This window comes from Mesorhizobium sp. M1050, assembly GCF_040318715.1.
GTDB lineage: Bacteria > Pseudomonadota > Alphaproteobacteria > Rhizobiales > Rhizobiaceae > Mesorhizobium.
The window spans coordinates 1-18,628 of sequence record NZ_JAMYMV010000016.1; the positions used below are offsets into that span (position 1 = coordinate 1).

Here is an 18,628-nt window from a genome sequence, read left to right on the forward strand (position 1 = left end):
CGCATCCTGACCCCGTTTAAAAGGTCAAGACTTACCGGACAGATCGTGTGCTACCTAAACCGGACATATCGTGTGCTACCGACACAGAGAGACCTAGGGCTTGCGCGGCAAAGGATTGAAGTTTGCGCCGCCCCTCATCCGCCTGCCGGCACCTTCTCCCCATCACTATACGAGGAGAAGTGCCTGGCAGGGCGATGAGGGGCGGCGCAAACGCTCGTATAACAATCTGCGGTAGCCACTCAGCCCTGGCTGGGCACCACCAGCACCTTGACCTCGCCGGGCGCCGGTGGATTGGCGATCACCGCTGCCGCGTCTTCGAGCGGCACCTGCCTGGAGATCAGCCTGTCGATCTCGATTGCACTCGATGCAATGAGTTCGGCGGCGCGGCGATGGGTGTAGGGATTGAGGAAGGAACCGAGCACCTTCAGTTCCCGGAACAGCAGGTCGAAGGGCTCGAATTCCGCTTTCATGCCTTGCGGCGTCACGCCGACGACGACGACCGTGCCGCCGGTGCGGGCCAGCCGCATTGACTGCTCGACGGTCTCTCGCACGCCTGCGCATTCGAACACCACGTCGGCTCCGCCCGGCACCAGACCGGCTGGTCCGGCGATGGCTTCGATGACATCGGCGGCGGTCGGATCGACCGTCGTCGTGGCGCCGAGTTCCTCGGCGAGCGCGCGCCGCGAGGCCTGTCTGGTCGACAGGACGATGGTCGTGGCCCCGGCCAGTCTAGCCAGTTGCACGGTGAGCAGGCCGATCACGCCGCCGCCAAGCACGACCACCGAGCTGCCTGGTCTGATCGCGGCAAGGTCCACGCCATGCAGACAACAGCCTAGCGGCTCGCAGAATGCACCGTGCATTGGATCCAGGCCCACAGGCAGGACAAAAGCCTGCTTCTGCGGCAAGGCAAGATATTCGGCAAAACCGCCGTCGCGATGGATGCCGATGGCTTGCAGATTGCTGCAGAGGTTGACCCGTCCGGCATGACAATGCGCGCAACGCCCGCAGGCGATGTTGGGGTCGCCGGTGACACGATCGCCAATGGCAAAGCCGGATACGGATGCTCCGATCGCCTCGACGATGCCGGAGAACTCATGGCCGGGCGTCACCGGCGGCGTGCACGGAAATTCACCGTGAAACAGATGCCGGTCGGTTCCGCAGACGCCACAGGCTTCGACACGCACCAGAAGCTCGTCCGGCCCGATATCGGGTTTGTCGACTTCGCGCAGCGCGATGCTGCCCACCGCTTCCAGCCGAACCGCCTTCATGATTTTGCCCATGCCGGGTTCAGTTGAAGCTTGGCGGCTGCGACAGATCCGGCTGCGGTGCCGCCGGTTGGGCCGGCGCCGGTTCGCCGAAGCTCGGCGGCTGCGACAGATCATCGGGCGCGGCGGGAGCGGCTGGTGCCGTGCCGCCGGCAGATGGTGTGCCCAGCGGTGACAAGCCGGGTGCCTCCGGCACTTTGTAATCGATCGTGCCCGGATCGACGGTCGTTCCCTTGTAGTGCATCACCATTTGCGGGAACGCGATGGTCAGCCCGATCATGATCACCTGTATGCAGACGAAGGGCACCGCACCCCAATAGATCTGCCCGGTGGTTACCGGCGCGATCTGCTTGCCGGTGAGGCGGTCGAGATAGGGCACGCGGGCGGCAACCGAACGCAGATAGAAGAGCGCGAAGCCGAAGGGCGGGTGCATGAAGCTGGTCTGCATGTTGACGCCCAGAAGCACGCCAAACCAGATCAGGTCGATGCCGAGCTTGTCGGCGGCCGGCGCCAGCAGCGGCACGATGATGAAGGCGAGCTCGAAGAAGTCGAGGAAGAAGGCGAGGAAGAAGACGAGCAGGTTGACGCCGATCAGGAAGCCGACCTCGCCGCCCGGCAGCGAGATCAGCAGGTGTTCGACCCATATGTGGCCGTTGACGCCGTAGAAGGTCAGCGAGAACACCCGCGCGCCGATCAGGATGAACAGCACGAAGGACGACAGCCGCGTCGTCGAGGTCAGCGCCTGCTTGACCACGTCCAGCGACAGCCTGCCTTTTGCCGCCGCCATGATCAAGGCGCCGACCGAGCCCATGGCGCCACCTTCGGTCGGGGTGGCGATGCCGAGGAAGATGGTGCCCAGCACCAGGAAGATCAGCGCCAGCGGCGGGATCAGCACGATGATCACCTGCTGCGCGAGCCTCGACATCATGTTGAAGTTCAGGCCTTTGTCGGCAATGGCCACAATGTAGATAAAGAGCACTCCGGCGGTGGCGCCGAGAATGTCGGCATTGTCGCCATGCGTCGGCGCCAGATAGCGATACGCCGCGTAGGAAACCGCTGATGTGACCGCCAGCGCCACCAGCAAGGACATCACGCCATGGCCGAGCTTACGGGCCTCGAGCGGCAGCGCCGGCATCGAATTCGGCCGGATGAAGGACATGATCAGGATGTAGGACATATAGAGCCCGGTGAGCACGAGGCCCGGGATCAGCGCGCCTGCATACATGTCGCCGACCGAACGGCCGAGCTGGTCGGCGAGGACGATCAGCACGAGCGACGGCGGGATGATCTGGGCGAGCGTGCCAGACGCTGCGATGACGCCGGCCGCCACGCGCCGGTCATAGCCGTAACGCAGCATGATCGGCAGCGAGATCAGGCCCATGGCGATGACGGACGCGGCCACCACGCCGGTGGTCGCCGCCAAAAGGGCGCCGACGAAGATCACCGCATAGGCGAGGCCGCCGCGGATTGGCCCGAACAGCTGGCCGATCGTGTCGAGCAGATCTTCGGCCATGCCCGATCGTTCAAGCACGATGCCCATGAAGGTGAAGAACGGAATGGCCAGCAGCGTGTCGTTCGACATCACCCGGCTGCCGTAGAAATTATCCGGCAGTGCGTGCAGAAGCGGCCAGGCGAGGTTGATCGATCCACCGGAATAGGGCGAGAGGAGCACGCCGATGAAGAAGAACATCAAGCCGTTGGCGGCTAGCGAAAAGGCGACTGGATAGCCGATCAGCAGGAAGATGATCAGCGATGCGAACATGATCGGCGCCATGTTCTGGGCGATGAACTCCATCACGAGCGCACCTCGTCGGCCAGTGCCTTGGCTTCGAGTTCGGCCTGCTCATGCACAGATATGAACGGGTTGGGATCGTCCATGTCGCCGCGCATGATGGCGATCTTCTTGATGATCTCGGAGACGCCCTGCAGCGCGAGCAGGAAAAAGCCGATGAGCAGGATGGCCTTGGCCGGCCAGATGATGAGCCCGCCGGAATTGTTGGACATTTCGCCGCTGCGAAACGACAGCGACACATAGGGAACGAAATAGATCACCATCAGCGTCACGAACGGCATCAGAAAAAGCAGATGGCCAAGCAGGTCGATCCAGTGCTGCACGCGGCGTGAAAACAGGCCGTAGACGATGTCGATGCGGATATGTTCGTTCTGCTTCAGCGTATAGGCGGCGGCCAGCATGAAGGCGGCGCCGAACAGATACCACTGCAGCTCGAGCCAGGCGTTCGAGGATATGTCGAACATCTTGCGGATGATGGCGTTGGCGGCGCTCACCAGGATCGCCAGCAGGATCAGCCACGACACCCATTTGCCAATGAACTCATTCGCACGATCGATGGTCCTGGATAGAGCGAGAAGCCCTGCCATGCATTCCTCCCTGTATGTCGGAGGCGTGCCGGCTCCCCCTTATTGTCCGTCACGCCACGTGGTCCAACGGTATGCCGTGCGTGGACTGACGGGTCAACAAGGATAGCGGCGGCAAGATATCATTGCACGGGAGAGTTGGGCGGATACCGGCTCTCTGCCCCGCGTCATGCAACCAAAGTCTGATGCGGTTCAGGCAATCTTGCCGGTGTCGCGGCCGGCGCCGATCAGCACCAGGATCGCGACCAGGAACAGGTACATCCACGCATCGCGCCATTCGACCGGGAAATAGCCGGTCCACAGCGATTCGGCCATGCCGAAAGCGGCCGCGCCCAGCGCCGCCCGCGGCGGCGAGAGATAGCCGCCGACCGCCGTCACGAACAGGATCTTCAGCCCGTAGACGAGGCCGGAGCCGAAGCTGACATTGCCGTAATAGAGGCCGGCCATGATGCCGGCCAGCGCGGCGCAGAAACCGCCGAACAGCACAGCATGCCGTAACACCGCGCGCACGTCGACGCCGCACATCGCGGCTGCCTTGGGATCATCGGAAACGGCGCGCCATCGCCGGCCGAAGCCCGAACGGGCAAACGTCCAGCTGGCCAGGGCGATTGTCGCCAGCGCCACCGCGCAGTCGATGAGCTGGATAAGCGTCAGCGTCGCCTTGAAGGTCGCGCCGTGCGCGAAAACGACAGGCTGTGCCAGCATCGGCGGCAGCCACAAATCGTGCGTGTCGGCCGCGATGCGGCTCGCCTCGGACAACAGCAACAGGATGCCGAGCGTCGTTACCACGATCGCGTTGGGTGTACGGTCAGCCAAGGGTTCGAAGACGCTGCGGGACAGCACGTGGCTGAGCAGTGCGGCATAGAGGAAAGCCGCGACGACGCCGAGCGCCACCGCCGCGAGCAGCGTCAGCCACAGCACCTGATAGCCGAAGGCCGCGGTGAGGATCATCGTCTGGCCGCAAAAGGCGAACAGCGCGCCATAGGCGAGGTTGGTGCGGTGCAGGATGCCGTTGGTCAGCACATAGCCGAAGGCGAGCAGCGCGTAGAGCGCGCCCGAATGCAGCCCGTTCAGCACCTGCTGGAAGAAATAGAGCATGCGAAATCCTCGGAGCATGTCGCCCAAAAGTGCGAAGTGGCTTTGTGACGACGACATGCTCAAAAGGCTGCGGAGACCGCACCCTGCGGTAAGGTTTGCATCGCTGAAACTAACTTGTCAAACGCGATTTATCGGTTAGATTTCTGGCATGACGGTATCCTGGACACCGCACCGCTTCACTGGCGGCCTGCTTGCGCTCGACACGGCGAACACCGTCGTGCGGCGCGGCGATCCGCAGAGGTCTTTCGACCGCTTCGATGATCCGGCCGAGATTGCCCGCTTCGCCGATGCGGCGAGCCGCTTTCGCGCCGCCGAGCTTGGCGGCAGGCCGCTGGCAGCGCCGTCACCAGAGACGATTGCACCCGTCGTGCTGTCGATCCGCGAGGCGACGGACCGGCTGTTTCGTGGGGCGGTATCGAAGGGTTCGATTGCAACCTCCGATTTGCCGGGCTTCCTCACAGCCTGCTCCGATGGCCTGGCCGGCAGCCGGACCGAGATCGGTGCGCCGGGAAGGCCGTTCGGCGATCCGGTGACGCCGATCGCCTTCGAGACGGCGCTGGCGGTTTCGGCGCTCTCGCTGCTGCGCGACGACACCACCGCAAGGCTCAGAATCTGTCCCAACTGCACCTGGCTGTTCGTCGACAGAAGCCGCAATTCCAGCCGCCTTTGGTGCGACATGGCGGTGTGCGGCAACCGCCAGAAGGCAAGTCGTCACTATCGTCGCCGCCGCATGGCGGAAAATGAGGTCAAGAATGCTTAAAGGTTTTTCCCGTTCGGTCGTCGTCGGTGCAGCACTCATCGCCGCCGTTGCGCTCGGCGCCTGCCGCGACACCGGCAACGATGACGGCAAGCTGTTCGAGATTTCCGGCAAGATATTCGTCTTCAACTACCGCCTCGCCAGGGCGACCTATGTGGTGACGCTACGGCCGCTGAAGCCGATGGGAGAAGGCCAGGTGGCGGTCGCCAGCTTCCAGGACCCGGCCGGCGGCGCGCCATTGGTGGTCGAGCAAAAGGTCTGGCCGAAGCTCGACAAGGTGACGCTGGAAAGCCCGGCTCTGACCTGCGTCGTCAAGAACAAGCCCTATGCGATTGCCATCAGCATCAAGGGGGCCGACGGTGCGGTCCTGCAGGAGATCGACACCACGTTGATGTCGACGGAAGACCAGTCGATCCTGCCCGATCGACCGCTGGTCATCGACCAGCTCTATACGGCCAATCCCGATCTCGTCGGCCATCCCGACGGCAAGCTGCCGGGCCAGCCGAAGCCGGATTGCTCGAAGGGTACCTGACCCGCCACTGCCAGCGCGGTTGAGCGCCGCGCAATGCCCGCAGCGATGATCGCCAGCTGTTCGTTCTGCGTTGCCTGGCACCTGCGATTTTGTTTGACCTGCCTTGCAAGGGGAGAAAGGATGCGTCATCCGATCCCGACGCTGGCCGCCTGCCCCCGCGCGGCCTCCGCAGAGGAAATTCCTGATGACGCTGCATGACGTCGCGCTCGACGATAAGTTCGACCTGGCAAAGGAGCGCATCTTCCTGTCCGGCGCGCAGGCGGTCATCCGCATGCTTCTTATGCAGCGCGAGCGTGACCGCCGCGCCGGTCTGAATACGGCCGGCTTTGTCTCCGGCTATCGCGGCTCTCCGCTCGGCGGCCTCGACATGCAGCTGTGGAAGGCCAAGAAACAGCTCGCCCAGGCCGATATCGTGTTCCAGCCAGGCCTCAACGAGGAACTGGCCGCCACCGCTTGCTGGGGCGCGCAGCAGACGGAGCTGCTGGGCGAGGGCACCTATGACGGCGTCTTTTCGGTCTGGTATGGCAAGGGGCCGGGTGTCGATCGATCCGGCGATGTGTTCCGCCACGCCAATCTCGCCGGCTCGTCCAAGCATGGCGGCGTGCTCGCCCTGATGGGCGACGACCACATGGCCGAATCCTCGACCAACGCCCATGCCACCGAGTTCCTGTTCGTCGACACCATGGTGCCGATCCTCAACCCGGCCGGTGTCCAGGAGATCATCGATTATGGGCTCTACGGCTTTGCCATGTCGCGCTTTGCCGGCACCTGGACGGCGATCAAATGCGTCAAGGACAACATCGAATCGACGGCCTCGGTCGATGCCTCGCTCGGGCGGCTGAACATCGTGGTGCCGGATTTCGACATGCCGCCTGGCGGTCTCAACATCCGCCACGAGATCGATATGCTCGGCCAGGAGCAACGGTTGCATGAGCACAAGCGTGCCGCGGCTTCGGCCTTCATCCTTGCCAATGGGCTGAACCGCATTGTCTATTCGGGCGGCCGCAACCCGAAGATCGGCATCATCACGCTGGGCAAGAGCTATCTAGATGTTCGCCAGGCGCTGGAGGACATCGGCATCGACGAGGCGGCCGCCAACCGCATCGGCGTGCGGCTGTTCAAGGTCGGCTGCCCCTGGCCGCTCGATCTGCATCACATCGCCGATTTCGCCCGCGGCCTCGACACCATCGTCGTCGTCGAGGAGAAACGCTCGCTGATCGAGGTACAGCTGCGCGAGAGCCTCTACGGCACCGCAACGCAGCCCGTCATTGTCGGCAAGAAGGACGAGCGCGGCGACTGGCTGTTCCCTGCCAAGGGCGCGCTCGACCCCAACGAGATCGCCATCGCGCTTGGCGAGAGGATTGTCAGGACCATCGGCCCGTCCGAGGAGATTTCGGCGCGGGTGGCAAAGCTGCGGCAGTTCCAGGCAATGCTCGCCGACGCCACCGACATCGGTTCGCGCACACCCTTCTTCTGTTCCGGTTGCCCGCACAACTCCTCGACCAAGGTGCCGGACGGCTCGATCGCCGCTGCCGGTATCGGTTGCCACTTCATGGCGTTGTGGATGGACCGCAATACCCTCGGCTTCACGGCGATGGGCGGCGAGGGCGCGCAATGGGTCGGCCAGGCGCCGTTCTCCAAGCGCGGCCATATCTTCCAGAATCTCGGCGATGGCACCTACAATCATTCAGGCACGCTGGCGATCCGCTTTGCACTGTCGAGCGACGCCAACATCACCTACAAGATCCTCTACAACGACGCCGTCGCGATGACCGGCGGCCAACCGCACGAAGGTGGCCTAACCGTCGATATGATCGCCAGGCAGGTGCGGGCCGAAGGCGTCGACCGCATCGCCATCGTCACCGATGAACCCGACAAATATGCCGGCAAGGCCGAATTCCCGGCCGGCGCCACCATTCATCACCGCGACGATCTCGATCTCGTCCAGCGCGAACTGCGGGACGTTAAGGGCGTATCGGTCTTGCTGTACGACCAAACCTGCGCCGCCGAAAAGCGCCGCCGCCGCAAGCGCGGCACATTCCCAGATCCCGACAAGCGGGTCTTCATCAACGAGCTGGTCTGCGAAGGCTGCGGCGATTGCGGCGTGCAATCGAACTGTGTCTCGATCCAGCCGGTCGAGACCGAATTCGGCCGCAAGCGCAGGATCGACCAGTCCAGCTGCAACAAGGATTTCTCCTGCGTCAATGGCTTCTGCCCATCCTTCGTCACCGTGCACGGAGCCAAGATCCGCAAGGCCGAAGGCCTTGCCGGCAAGGCTAACCCGCTCGACGGCGTGCCGACGCCCGCCGAATTCGCGCTTGGCGAACAGGGCTGGGCGGCAATCATCGACGGTGTCGGCGGCACCGGCGTGGTCACCGTCGGTGCCGTGCTTGGCATGGCCGCACATCTCGAGGACAAGGGTTGCGGCATGATCGACATGGCCGGCCTTGCCCAGAAGGGCGGTTCGGTGTTTACCCATGTCCGCATCGCCCGCACCCCGGACGACATCCACGCGATCCGCGTTTCGGCCGGCAAGGCCGATCTCGTGCTTGGCTGTGACCTCGTCGTGTCGGGCGCCAAGAAGGTGCTGACCGCGGTGCGCGAGGGCCACACCATCTTCCTCGCCAACACCGCCGAGATCATGCCCGGCGAATTTGCCCGTTCGGCCGATTTCTCGTTGCCGATAGAGCGCCTGAAGAAAGCGATCCGCACTGCTGCCGGAGACGACAAGGCGCATTTCTTCGACGCCACCCGCACCGCCACGGCACTTTTCGGCAATTCACTCGGCGCCAACATGTTCATGCTCGGCTTTGCCTTCCAGCATGGCGGTTTGCCGCTCTCCGCCGAGGCGGTCGAGAAGGCGATCCAGCTCAATGGCGAAGCCGTGGCGATGAACATCGCCGCCTTCCGCTGGGGCCGTCGTGCTGCCCATCAGCCGGACTTCGTGCGCGGCCTCGTCGCCCAGCCGGGCCCAACCGTTCCTGGAAAGACCGGCCACGCTGCGGACGTCGCCGAGACGCTGGACGACATCATTGCCCGCCGCGTCGCATTCCTGACCGCCTATCAGAACGGCGCTTATAGCAGGCGTTATGCCGAAAGACTGGCCCTGTTGCGAACCGCCGAAGCGAAGGCGGTGCCCGGTTCGACCGCGGTGTCGGAAGCCGCAGCCAGGAACCTGTTCAAGCTGATGGCGATCAAGGATGAGTACGAAGTGGCGCGGCTCTACAGCGATGGCTCGTTTGCCGCCGAATTGAGCAAGCAGTTCCAGAGCTACGACAAACTCGAATTCCACCTCGCGCCGCCGATCATGGGCCGGCGCGGCAATGACGGCAAACCCAGGAAATCGAGTTTCGGCCCCTGGATGATGAAGGGTTTTCGCCTGCTGGCAGCGATGAAAGGCCTGCGCGGCACGGTCTTCGACCTGTTTGGCTACACCGCCGAGCGGCGCATGGAGCGACAGCTTCTGGCACAGTACGAGGCGGATCTGGAGCTAATCGCCGGAGCGCTGGCACCAGCCCACGTTGATGCGGCGGTTGCGCTGGCGTCGGTGCCGGCTCTCATTCGCGGCTATGGCCATGTCCGGCAAGCCAGTGCCAAACAGGCGGCCGGCGAGCGCTCGCGGTTGCTCCAGCGCCTCGCAAACGCACCGGCGGGGGCGGCACTTCGGGCCGCCGAGTGAAGGCCTTGTTTACCTGAAGCTCGATTTCCCGGTCTGTCCTGCTTTTGCGCTCTTGCGGCAACCGAGCCAAAGCCTCTGTTCTAAGCCTTTCTTAAGGCGGATGTGGGATGACGAGGCCTAGCGTTGGGCCGACGATATGGGCAGAACAAAGACCGAAAACATCCCGGCGGATGTTTATATCCAGTTTGTGCGGTCGTTGTTCGACAACGCTCACATGCTGGTGATTGGCGGCGTGTGCTACTGGATCCTAGGATTCATGATCTACTTGCGCACGCACGATTCATTGTTCCTGGCTTTTTCTTTTAGTCTGCTGTCAATCAGCCTTTTCCGCTATTTCGGCATTCGCGACTTCCAAAAGGCGGGCGGTGTAATAGCCAATGTCCAAGAGGCGCAGCAGTGGGAGCGCAACTATATCCTCAAGGGCAGCCTGCAGGGCCTCGGCCTGGGCGCGCTGTGCTTCATATCGATCTATGTGTATCCAGATCCCTTTGCCGAACTGGCCGCGACGTCGCTGGCCATCGCAACCCTGGTGACGGTTGTTGGCCGGAACTACGGATCTCCGCTCATGGTGCGGATTTTTTCCGTGACCTTCATTGGTCCGGCAGCACTTGCACTCTTGCTGCGCATGGATATCCCCTCGGTCGTTCTGGGGCTGATGATCATCCCCTTGACGTTTATCACGATCAACAGCGCCGACCACGTCCGCAACGTGCTTTTCTCGGCGGTCATCGGTCACAAGGAAGCGAAGAAGCTCGCGCACAGGTTCGATCGCGCCCTCAACACCATGTCACATGGCCTGGTCATGCTCGGCCCCGACGGCCGCGTGGCGGTAGCCAATGCCGAAGCTGCCCATCTGATGTCGCTCAAGTCCGGGGATGCGCTGCTTGGGCGATCCATCCACGGTCTTTTGCTGCGTGGCGTCGCCGCGGGCATGTTGGCACCGAAGGATTGCCGCTACATCGAGGCCCAGTTGACGCGCGCCTTGCGCGAGGGCCGCGACCGCAAGGTGCTTGTTTCCCTCGCCAACGGCCAGCACTATGAATTTTCGGCACGCGAAGGCAGCCAGGAGCTGGGCGTCATCACCTTCGAGGACGTGACGGGGCGCGTCGAGGCGGAAGACAAGATCCGCTTCATGGCGCGTTACGACAATCTTACCGGCCTGCCCAACCGTGCCTATTTCCACGAGTTGATCGGCGAGGCCATGGCGTCCGGCGACCGCGACCGTTTCTGCGGGCTGGCGGTGCTCGACCTCGACGACTTCAAAAGCGTCAACGACACGCTTGGACATCCGATCGGCGACGGGTTGATCTACGCCGTTGCCGAGCGGCTTGCAGCCATTGCCGGGCAAGGCATCACGGTCAGCCGTTTCGGCGGCGACGAATTCATGGTCTTCTTCGACCGAGTCGAGGATGAGAGCCATCTGACAAGCCAGCTCGACGAGATTTTCGCCGGACTGCAGGGGGAGGTGGACGTTGCCGGTCACGGCCTGCGCATCCAGGCCAGCGGCGGCGCGGTGCTGTCGCGGGTGAAGGATACCGATGTCGACGCCATGATCGTCAAGGCTGACCTGGCACTCTACAAGGCCAAGGAACTCGGCAAGAACGGATGGCGGCTATTCGAGGCGGCAATGGACGCCGCGTTCCGCAACCGCCAGCTGATGAAGGCGGATCTGCGCAGCGCGGTGGAAAACAAGGAATTGCGGGTAGTCTACCAGCCGATCGTGGCGATGAACACGATGCGCATCGCCGGTTGCGAGGCGCTCTGCCGCTGGGACCATTCCGATCTCGGGCCGATCTCGCCCAGCATCTTCATTCCGCTGGCCGAGGAAATGGGCATCATTTCCGAGATCAGCACCTTCGTGCTGCAGGCAGCCTGTACCGAATGCGCCAAATGGCCCGACCAGACCAGTGTCTCGGTCAATCTCTCCGCCAAGGATTTCCGCAGCCGCGATGTCATCCAGAAGGTCCGGGATGCGCTGGCGAACTCTGGCCTCGCCGCTGGCCGGCTGGAAATCGAGGTCACCGAAACGGCGCTGCTCGATGACAAATCTCTGACACGCCAGTACATCGAGGAATTGAAGCAGATTGGCGTGCGCATCGCTCTCGACGATTTCGGCACCGGCTATTCGAGCCTGAGCTATCTGCACAAGCTGCCGCTCGACAAGATCAAGATCGACCGCTCATTCCTGATGGACGTCACCCAGAACCCGCGTTCGTTGGAACTACTCAAGGGCATCGTCAACCTGTCGCGGCCCCTGGGGCTTTCCGTGACTGTCGAAGGCGTAGAGACCTTCGAGCAGCTCAAGATCTTGGCCTTGCAGGTCAAACCCGATCTCGTTCAGGGCTTCCTGTTCGGTGCCGCGCTCAGTGCGTCGGGTATCGAGACGATGTCGAATGTCACTTGGCCTTTCGCCGCTGACCTGCGCCTCACCGGCAAACGGACAGCCAGATAGCGCCGTGACCGACGGCTCAAGCGTTGGCTGAGCTCACGCACCTGTGTTGCTGGAGGTGCGATGTCTGGGGGCAATGATCCACATCCTTCTCAGGGCGCGTTCCTCATCAAATACATTCTCAAGTGGGCGGCTCAGCTGTTAAGGTTAACAGAAGGTAAACCAACAACATCTAAATTTCAGCTTGTGTCTCATTCTTACTCGAATAGCTTGTGCGTAGGCGGAATTTCGAGGACAGATGATGGATGCTGCAAGGGCTGCAAGCAATACGTCCGGCGCGGTCAGCGCAGCCGGGGATTCGGTGCTGAATCGATCGATTATGCAACTGCTGGAGCATGTCGATTATCGCCTCATCACCGGAGGCGAGGATTTGGAGGCGATTTACCGGCTTCGCTATAAATCCTATCTGCGCTCAGGCATGTGCGGCCCAATCGCCAGCGGGATGTTCGAGGATCGCTGGGACAATCTGCCCAATTCCTACCGGTTCGGTGTCTATTGCTATGGCGAATTGGTCAGCACGATCCGCTTCCATTACATTTCCAGCGAGCACCCGAATTCGCCCTCCGTCGATGCCTATCCGGAAATACTGATCGAGCGACTTGCCCGCGGAGAAACCTTCATCGACGGAACCCGCTTCGCAACCGATCCTGACGGTGCGCCGGCGCCCGGAGTGCTGCCTTTCCTGACCCTCAGGCTAGCCATGGTGGCCTCGCGCTATTTTGGCCAGAACTCGGTGCTTACGCCGGTCAAGATCGAGCATTCCAATTTTTATTCCCGTTACTTCAATGCTGTGCAGAGGACCGAGGGAAAAGTATTTCCGGGCGTTCTTACCAAGATCGCACTGTTCGAAATCCGCGCCGGCGAGAATATGCGACTGACGCTCGAACGGTTCCCATTCTTCAGGTCGACGCCGATGGAACAGCGGCTGATGTTTGCCAATCCGGCCATCAACCGACTGACACCCCTGTCGATTGTTCCAACAGCGAAATATTATCGCGACGCCGCCTGAGGCTTCCGATTTTTGCGGAGCGTCCGGAGCTTTCCGGCCAGACAGGCGTTCTGATGAAGGCGGCGCGTTGACGCTCCGCGTCTCCATTTCGACGGATTTGCCAGAAGGAACCCGACATGACCATTTCCACGCTAGCGCTCACCCCGCTCATCTCGCTGATCGCCGGCGTGCTGATCCTCGTGATGCCAAGGCTGTTGAACTATATCGTCGCGCTCTATCTGATCGTGGTCGGACTGCTCGGGCTTTTCCCGCATCTTGCCGGTTGAGGCAGCGCAAGCGCCCCGCCTCGACGCTTTCGAAGTATCTTTCCACATCAGGCGGCCGGACCCAGTGTCGAGCGCGGCGTCGCGTCGGCAGCCGGCTTCAATTTTCCCTTGAGGCAGTTGTCGGCTGCGATGCGGCAATAGCGCCATTGCTCTCGGCCCGGCTTTTCGCTATGTGCCTGAAAGATGTCTTCGAAGGGGTATTCCTATGGCTGATCACTCGCCGACCGGTCCTGTCGAACTGGGCGCGAAGATGGACTATGCCGAGCATGATCGCACTTATGCGGGCTTCCTCAGGCTGGCCAAATACGGATCGCTTTTCTGCGGAGCCCTGCTCTTGGCGATGGCTTTCGGCTTTTTCGCGGGCGGCTTCTTCTCTGCTACCATCCTGTTCGCGCTGATTATGGCCGTCGGCGCCCTTATTCTCCGATAGATTTTCCGACTTTTTGTCCACGGAGCCGCCGCGAGGCCGGCCGGCGTCTTGCGGGAACGAGCTTCCGGCCGAAAGGATCATGCGGTGGGACAGACTGTTTTCATCCCTCGTGAGCTCGACGCGAACGAGCCGCGCGTCGCGGCTTCACCCGATACGGTGAAGCGGCTGGCGGCGCTGGGCTTCGAAATCGTCGTCGAAACCGGTGCAGGCACGAGATCGCGCATCCCCGACGAGGAATTCGCCAAGGCCGGTGCCGCTATCGGCAAGGCTTCCGATATCGCCAAGGCCGATGTGGTGCTGAAAGTGCGCCGGCCGACGGATCTCGAGCTGAAGAGCTACAAGCTAGGCACTGCGGTCATCGCCATCATGGATCCCTATGGCAACGATGCCGCCGTGGCAGCCCTTGCCAAGGCCGGCGTGACCGCATTCTCGATGGAATTCATGCCGCGCATCACCCGGGCGCAGTCGATGGACGTTCTGTCGTCGCAGGCCAACCTCGCCGGCTATCAGGCGGTGATCGACGGCGCTTCGGAATATGACCGGGCATTGCCGATGATGATGACTGCGGCAGGCACGGTGCCCGCGGCAAAGGTCTTCATCATGGGCGTCGGCGTTGCCGGCCTGCAGGCGATCGCCACCGCGCGCCGGCTTGGTGCGGTCGTCACTGCCACCGACGTTCGCCCCGCCGCCAAGGAACAGGTCGCCTCGCTCGGCGCAAAGTTCCTCGCGGTTGAGGACGAGGAGTTCAAGGCTGCCGAAACGGCCGGCGGCTACGCCAAGGAAATGTCGAAGGAATACCAGGCCAAGCAGGCGGCACTCACATCAGAGCATATCGCCAAGCAGGACATCGTCATCACCACGGCGCTGATCCCAGGCCGGCCGGCGCCGAAACTGGTTTCGGCGGCGATGGTCGCCTCGATGAAGCCGGGTTCGGTGCTCGTCGACCTGGCCGTCGAGCGGGGCGGCAACGTCGAGGGGGCCGAAGCCGGCAAGGTCGTCACCACGGCCAACAACGTCAAGATCGTCGGCCATCTCAATGTGCCTGGCCGTGTCGCGGCGTCGGCATCGCTGCTTTACGCCAGGAACCTGTTCGCCTTCCTCGAGACGCTGGTCGACAAGACGACGAAGACGCTTGCCATCAATCGCGATGACGACCTGGTCAAGGCGACGATGCTGACCGACGGCGGCAAGATCGTGCATCCTGCTTTCATAAAGGCCGACCGGCAGCCGCGTGTCGAGCCGGCTGCAATCCCAGCCAAGACCATGGTCGCCGATGCTTCGGCCAAGCCGAAGAAGGCCGCTCCCAAGAAGGCAGCCGCAGCCAGGTCGCCCTCGTCGAAGTCGAAAGGCATTGCGTGATGGATCAGACCCTGCAGAAAGCCCTCGACCAGCTCGACCAGGCCTCCGCCGCCGTTCGGCTGGCGGTGCAGAATATGGCGGCCGCGCCCGGCGGCGCCGAGGCGGCGGGTGGTGCCGCGCACGCGTTGTCCGGCGGTGCCATCGATCCCTTTGTTTTCCGTTTCGCCATCTTCGTGCTGGCGATCTTCGTCGGCTATTATGTCGTCTGGTCGGTCACCCCCGCCTTGCACACGCCGCTGATGGCCGTCACCAACGCCATCTCCTCGGTCATCGTCGTTGGCGCATTGTTGGCCGTCGGCATCGCGGCCTCCGGCATCGCCGCGGGCTTCGGCTTCGTCGCCTTGATGCTGGTCTCGGTCAACATCTTCGGCGGCTTCCTCGTCACCCAGCGCATGCTGGCCATGTACAAGAAGAAGGACAAGTAGAGCGCCATGAACGCCAACTTCGCGTCCTTCCTCTACCTTGTTTCAGGCGTCCTGTTCATCATGGCGCTGCGCGGGCTGTCGCACCCGACCACCAGCCGCCAGGGCAATCGCTACGGCATGATCGGCATGGGCATTGCCATCGCCACCACGCTGGCGCTGGCGACCCCGTCCGCTGGCCGCTTCGGCCTGATCGTGCTCGGCCTTGCCATTGGCGGCGGTGTCGGCGCCGTCACCGCGCGCCGCATTGCCATGACCTCGATGCCGCAGCTGGTCGCCGCCTTCCACTCGCTCGTCGGCCTTGCCGCCGTCATGGTGGCGGCCGCCGCCATCTATGCGCCGGAAAGTTTCGGCATCGGCACGGTCGCCGACATCCACGCCCAGGCGCTGATCGAGATGAGCCTCGGCGTCGCCATCGGCGCCATCACTTTCACCGGCTCGGTCATCGCCTTCTTGAAGCTCGATGGCCGCATGTCCGGCAAGCCGATCATGATCGGCGGCCGCCACTTCATCAACGCAGCCCTTGGCATCGCGCTGATCGTGCTGATCGTGCTGCTGGTTGCGAGCGAGTCCAAGTTGGTGTTCTGGCTGATTGTGGCGGCCTCGCTTGTCCTTGGCGTGCTCTTGATCATCCCGATCGGCGGCGCCGACATGCCGGTGGTCGTGTCGATGCTCAACTCCTATTCGGGTTGGGCGGCGGCCGCACTCGGCTTCACGCTCGGCAATCTGGCGCTGATCATCACCGGTGCGCTGGTCGGCTCGTCCGGCGCGATCCTGTCCTACATCATGTGCAAGGGCATGAACCGCAGCTTCATTTCCGTCATCCTCGGCGGTTTCGGCGGCGAGACTACCGCCACGGCGGACGATGGCATCGAGCGCACGGTCAAGCAGGGCTCGGCAGACGATGCCGCCTACCTGATGATGAACGCGCAGAAGGTCATCATCGTGCCGGGCTACGGCATGGCGGTCGCCCAGGCCCAGCACGCGCTGCGCGAAATGGCCGACAAGCTGAAGGCTAACGGCGTCGACGTGAAATACGCCATTCATCCGGTCGCCGGCCGCATGCCCGGCCACATGAATGTGCTCTTGGCCGAAGCCAACGTGCCCTACGACGAGGTGTTCGAGCTCGAAGACATCAACTCCGAATTCGCGCAGGCCGATGTCGCCTATGTCATCGGCGCCAACGACGTCACCAACCCGTCCGCCCGCGACGACAAGTCGTCACCGATCTACGGCATGCCGATCCTCGACGTCGACAAGGCTCGCACCTGCCTGTTCGTCAAGCGCTCGCTCGGCTCCGGCTATGCCGGCATCGACAACACGCTGTTCTACAAGGACGGCACCATGATGCTGCTCGGCGACGCCAAGAAGATGACCGAAGAAATCGTCAAGGCGATGGATCACTGATCGGCGATCGGCACTGAGACAAGCCAAGGAGCGCCCGGCCTCGTGCCGGGCTTTTTCTTGGCGTGTCGGTTGTTCGGGGCTACGATGACGAATTCCTGTCCCGCTGACGGGATTGTCGTCAACGGAGACGTTGGTGCCCGACCCAATAGCATCGCCGCCCACTGGGAAAGCGCCGCGCAAGCTTGGCCAGGCGGTGGTGATCGTGCATGGCATGGGCGAACAGCGGCCGATGGACACACTGCGCGGCTTTGTCCAGGCTGTCTGGAGCCATAACCCCGACCGCGCGCCGTTTTATGCCCGCGTCGCCGATCCGGCCGACCCCGCCGGCGCGAAGATCAACCAGAGCTGGATCACACCCGACAGCCGGACAAATTCATACGAACTTCGCCGCATCACCACGCCTTATGATGTCGATGGCCGTCGCACCGATTTCTACGAGCTTTACTGGGCCGACATCACCCAGGGCACGACGCGGGGGCGGCTCGCCGCCTGGGTGACAAATCTGCTGTGGCGCAGGCCGACCGATATTCCTCCCGACGCCCGCCAGCTCTACATCGTCACGCTTCTTGCCGTCATCGTCGCCCTGTGCGCGGCGCTCGCGCTCGCGACGTCGGTTTGGCAGCAGCATATCTCCTTGGCCGCCGGCCTGCTCGTCACCATCCTGGCTTCGCTGATCATCTGGTTGGTGGACCGGTTCGGCATTCCCTATTTCGGCGATGTTGCGGCCTATGTGCGTGCGGAAGCGGCGACCGTCGAGAAGCGCGCGCTGATCCGCGATCGCGGCCTGCGGCTGCTGAAACGTCTGATGATGGACGATGCCTACGACCGGATCGTGCTGGTTTCGCATAGCCTTGGATCGATGATCGCCTATGATCTCCTGCAGATATTGTGGGCCGATTTCAGGCCCCGAGAACTGGAGGCCATCCGCGACAGGGCCAAACTGAAGGCGATCCGTGCCATCGACAAGGCGACCCTTGTTGCCGACGGCTCCGCATGGCCCAGCAAGCTGGACGACCTCGCCGGCTTCCGACGTGATCAGTGGGAGCTCTACCGGCAACTGCGAACTGCGGATGCTGACCATCCGCTGCCATGGAAGATCAGCGATTTCATCACACTCGGCAGTCCGCTGACCCACAGCGAGTTTCTGGTGACGAACAATCTCGCCGAATTCAGGCGCGGCATGGCCGAGCGACTGTTCTCGGCATGCCCGCCCATCGCCGAACTGGCATCGGCCGGCGGCACGGTGCTTTATCAGGAGGGACGCAGCCCGTCAGGCAAACCGCGGCGTGCGGTGCATCATGGCGCGGTGTTTGCCGCGACGCGCTGGACCAACATCTTCGACAGGGGCAATGGCTGGTTGACCGGCGACCCGATTTCGGGACCGATGGCTGAAAATTTCGGCCCCGGCGTGGAGAATATCCAGGTCGAGCTGCGCGGTTCCCTCGGCCGCATCTTCACCCACACACTGTACTGGTCGTTGACGGCGACCGGCGTCGAGGCCGGCGCTCGGCCGCGCTCACACCTTGCCGTGCTGCGCGATGCTGTCGACCTCGGCCGCAAACTGGAACCGACCTAAGCA

15 protein-coding genes are annotated in these 18,628 nt (G+C 62.8%); 11 read left to right on the forward strand and 4 right to left on the reverse strand.

Features of this window, described 5'->3' with window-relative positions:
- Positions 1 to 239 precede the first annotated feature (239 nt).
- The 4 genes from NKH57_RS11905 to NKH57_RS11920 all read right to left on the reverse strand — a co-directional run bounded on the left by NKH57_RS11905 (position 240) and on the right by NKH57_RS11920 (position 4,739).
- Complete coding sequence (locus NKH57_RS11905; RefSeq protein ID WP_352603356.1) at positions 240 to 1,268, reverse strand: zinc-dependent alcohol dehydrogenase family protein; 1,029 nt, start codon at positions 1,266 to 1,268, stop codon at positions 240 to 242.
- A gap of 19 nt (positions 1,269 to 1,287) precedes the next feature.
- The gene (locus tag NKH57_RS11910; RefSeq protein ID WP_352485807.1) at positions 1,288 to 3,060 is read right to left on the reverse strand and encodes a TRAP transporter large permease; all 1,773 of its coding nucleotides are present in this window, start codon (positions 3,058 to 3,060) and stop codon (positions 1,288 to 1,290) included.
- Entirely contained in the window at positions 3,060 to 3,644 is a 585-nt protein-coding gene (locus tag NKH57_RS11915) for a TRAP transporter small permease subunit (RefSeq protein WP_352603295.1), read from the reverse strand. Before NKH57_RS11915 ends, NKH57_RS11910 begins: the two co-directional genes overlap by 1 nt.
- 189 nt (positions 3,645 to 3,833) lie before the next feature.
- A complete protein-coding gene (locus tag NKH57_RS11920; protein ID WP_352727247.1) occupies positions 3,834 to 4,739 on the reverse strand; it encodes a branched-chain amino acid ABC transporter permease in 906 nt (301 codons plus the stop codon).
- Between the two features lie 148 nt (positions 4,740 to 4,887).
- On the opposite strand from NKH57_RS11920, the gene NKH57_RS11925 reads away from it, so the two are divergent.
- The 11 genes from NKH57_RS11925 (at position 4,888) to NKH57_RS11975 (ending at position 18,625) form a co-directional block, all read left to right on the forward strand.
- Positions 4,888 to 5,499, forward strand: coding sequence for a CGNR zinc finger domain-containing protein (locus tag NKH57_RS11925; RefSeq protein ID WP_023761455.1), 612 nt, complete (start codon positions 4,888 to 4,890; stop codon positions 5,497 to 5,499).
- Positions 5,492 to 6,028, forward strand: a complete 537-nt coding sequence (locus NKH57_RS11930) for a hypothetical protein (RefSeq protein ID WP_352727249.1) — start codon at positions 5,492 to 5,494, stop codon at positions 6,026 to 6,028. Before NKH57_RS11925 ends, NKH57_RS11930 begins: the two co-directional genes overlap by 8 nt.
- 184 nt (positions 6,029 to 6,212) lie before the next feature.
- A complete protein-coding gene (locus NKH57_RS11935; protein WP_352944368.1) occupies positions 6,213 to 9,707 on the forward strand; it encodes an indolepyruvate ferredoxin oxidoreductase family protein in 3,495 nt (1,164 codons plus the stop codon).
- A gap of 136 nt (positions 9,708 to 9,843) precedes the next feature.
- Entirely contained in the window at positions 9,844 to 12,159 is a 2,316-nt protein-coding gene (locus NKH57_RS11940; RefSeq protein ID WP_352944370.1) for a putative bifunctional diguanylate cyclase/phosphodiesterase, read from the forward strand.
- 298 nt (positions 12,160 to 12,457) lie between these two features.
- Positions 12,458 to 13,165, forward strand: coding sequence for an N-acyl amino acid synthase FeeM domain-containing protein (locus NKH57_RS11945; protein WP_352944372.1), 708 nt, complete (start codon positions 12,458 to 12,460; stop codon positions 13,163 to 13,165).
- A gap of 116 nt (positions 13,166 to 13,281) precedes the next feature.
- The gene (locus tag NKH57_RS11950; protein ID WP_013528205.1) at positions 13,282 to 13,431 is read left to right on the forward strand and encodes a DUF3096 domain-containing protein; all 150 of its coding nucleotides are present in this window, start codon (positions 13,282 to 13,284) and stop codon (positions 13,429 to 13,431) included.
- A gap of 205 nt (positions 13,432 to 13,636) precedes the next feature.
- Positions 13,637 to 13,861 carry an aa3-type cytochrome c oxidase subunit IV gene (locus tag NKH57_RS11955; RefSeq protein ID WP_023761460.1) on the forward strand — a complete coding sequence of 75 codons (225 nt, stop codon included), beginning with the start codon at positions 13,637 to 13,639 and terminating at the stop codon, positions 13,859 to 13,861.
- Positions 13,862 to 13,945: 84 nt separating this feature from the next.
- Entirely contained in the window at positions 13,946 to 15,220 is a 1,275-nt protein-coding gene (locus NKH57_RS11960; RefSeq protein ID WP_352727254.1) for a Re/Si-specific NAD(P)(+) transhydrogenase subunit alpha, read from the forward strand.
- On the forward strand, positions 15,220 to 15,645 hold the full coding sequence (locus NKH57_RS11965; RefSeq protein ID WP_032907925.1) for a proton-translocating transhydrogenase family protein: 426 nt from the start codon (positions 15,220 to 15,222) through the stop codon (positions 15,643 to 15,645). The genes NKH57_RS11960 and NKH57_RS11965 overlap by 1 nt, the downstream gene beginning before the upstream one ends.
- A gap of 6 nt (positions 15,646 to 15,651) precedes the next feature.
- The gene (locus NKH57_RS11970) at positions 15,652 to 17,049 is read left to right on the forward strand and encodes an NAD(P)(+) transhydrogenase (Re/Si-specific) subunit beta (RefSeq protein ID WP_352944375.1); all 1,398 of its coding nucleotides are present in this window, start codon (positions 15,652 to 15,654) and stop codon (positions 17,047 to 17,049) included.
- Between the two features lie 133 nt (positions 17,050 to 17,182).
- Positions 17,183 to 18,625, forward strand: a complete 1,443-nt coding sequence (locus NKH57_RS11975; protein ID WP_352944377.1) for a hypothetical protein — start codon at positions 17,183 to 17,185, stop codon at positions 18,623 to 18,625.
- Positions 18,626 to 18,628 lie beyond the last annotated feature (3 nt).

Excerpts from the sequence above, each read along its gene's own strand:
- NKH57_RS11905 (WP_352603356.1), bottom strand. The coding sequence starts at position 1,268 with ATGAAGGCGGTTCGGCTGGAAGCGGTGGGCAGCATCGCGCTGCGCGAA.
- NKH57_RS11910 (WP_352485807.1), bottom strand. The coding sequence starts at position 3,060 with ATGGAGTTCATCGCCCAGAACATGGCGCCGATCATGTTCGCATCGCTG.
- NKH57_RS11915 (WP_352603295.1), bottom strand. The coding sequence starts at position 3,644 with ATGGCAGGGCTTCTCGCTCTATCCAGGACCATCGATCGTGCGAATGAG.
- NKH57_RS11920 (WP_352727247.1), bottom strand. The coding sequence starts at position 4,739 with ATGCTCTATTTCTTCCAGCAGGTGCTGAACGGGCTGCATTCGGGCGCG.
- NKH57_RS11925 (WP_023761455.1), top strand. The coding sequence starts at position 4,888 with ATGACGGTATCCTGGACACCGCACCGCTTCACTGGCGGCCTGCTTGCG.
- NKH57_RS11930 (WP_352727249.1), top strand. The coding sequence starts at position 5,492 with ATGCTTAAAGGTTTTTCCCGTTCGGTCGTCGTCGGTGCAGCACTCATC.
- NKH57_RS11935 (WP_352944368.1), top strand. The coding sequence starts at position 6,213 with ATGACGCTGCATGACGTCGCGCTCGACGATAAGTTCGACCTGGCAAAG.
- NKH57_RS11940 (WP_352944370.1), top strand. The coding sequence starts at position 9,844 with ATGGGCAGAACAAAGACCGAAAACATCCCGGCGGATGTTTATATCCAG.
- NKH57_RS11950 (WP_013528205.1), top strand. The coding sequence starts at position 13,282 with ATGACCATTTCCACGCTAGCGCTCACCCCGCTCATCTCGCTGATCGCC.
- NKH57_RS11955 (WP_023761460.1), top strand. The coding sequence starts at position 13,637 with ATGGCTGATCACTCGCCGACCGGTCCTGTCGAACTGGGCGCGAAGATG.
- NKH57_RS11965 (WP_032907925.1), top strand. The coding sequence starts at position 15,220 with ATGGATCAGACCCTGCAGAAAGCCCTCGACCAGCTCGACCAGGCCTCC.
- NKH57_RS11970 (WP_352944375.1), top strand. The coding sequence starts at position 15,652 with ATGAACGCCAACTTCGCGTCCTTCCTCTACCTTGTTTCAGGCGTCCTG.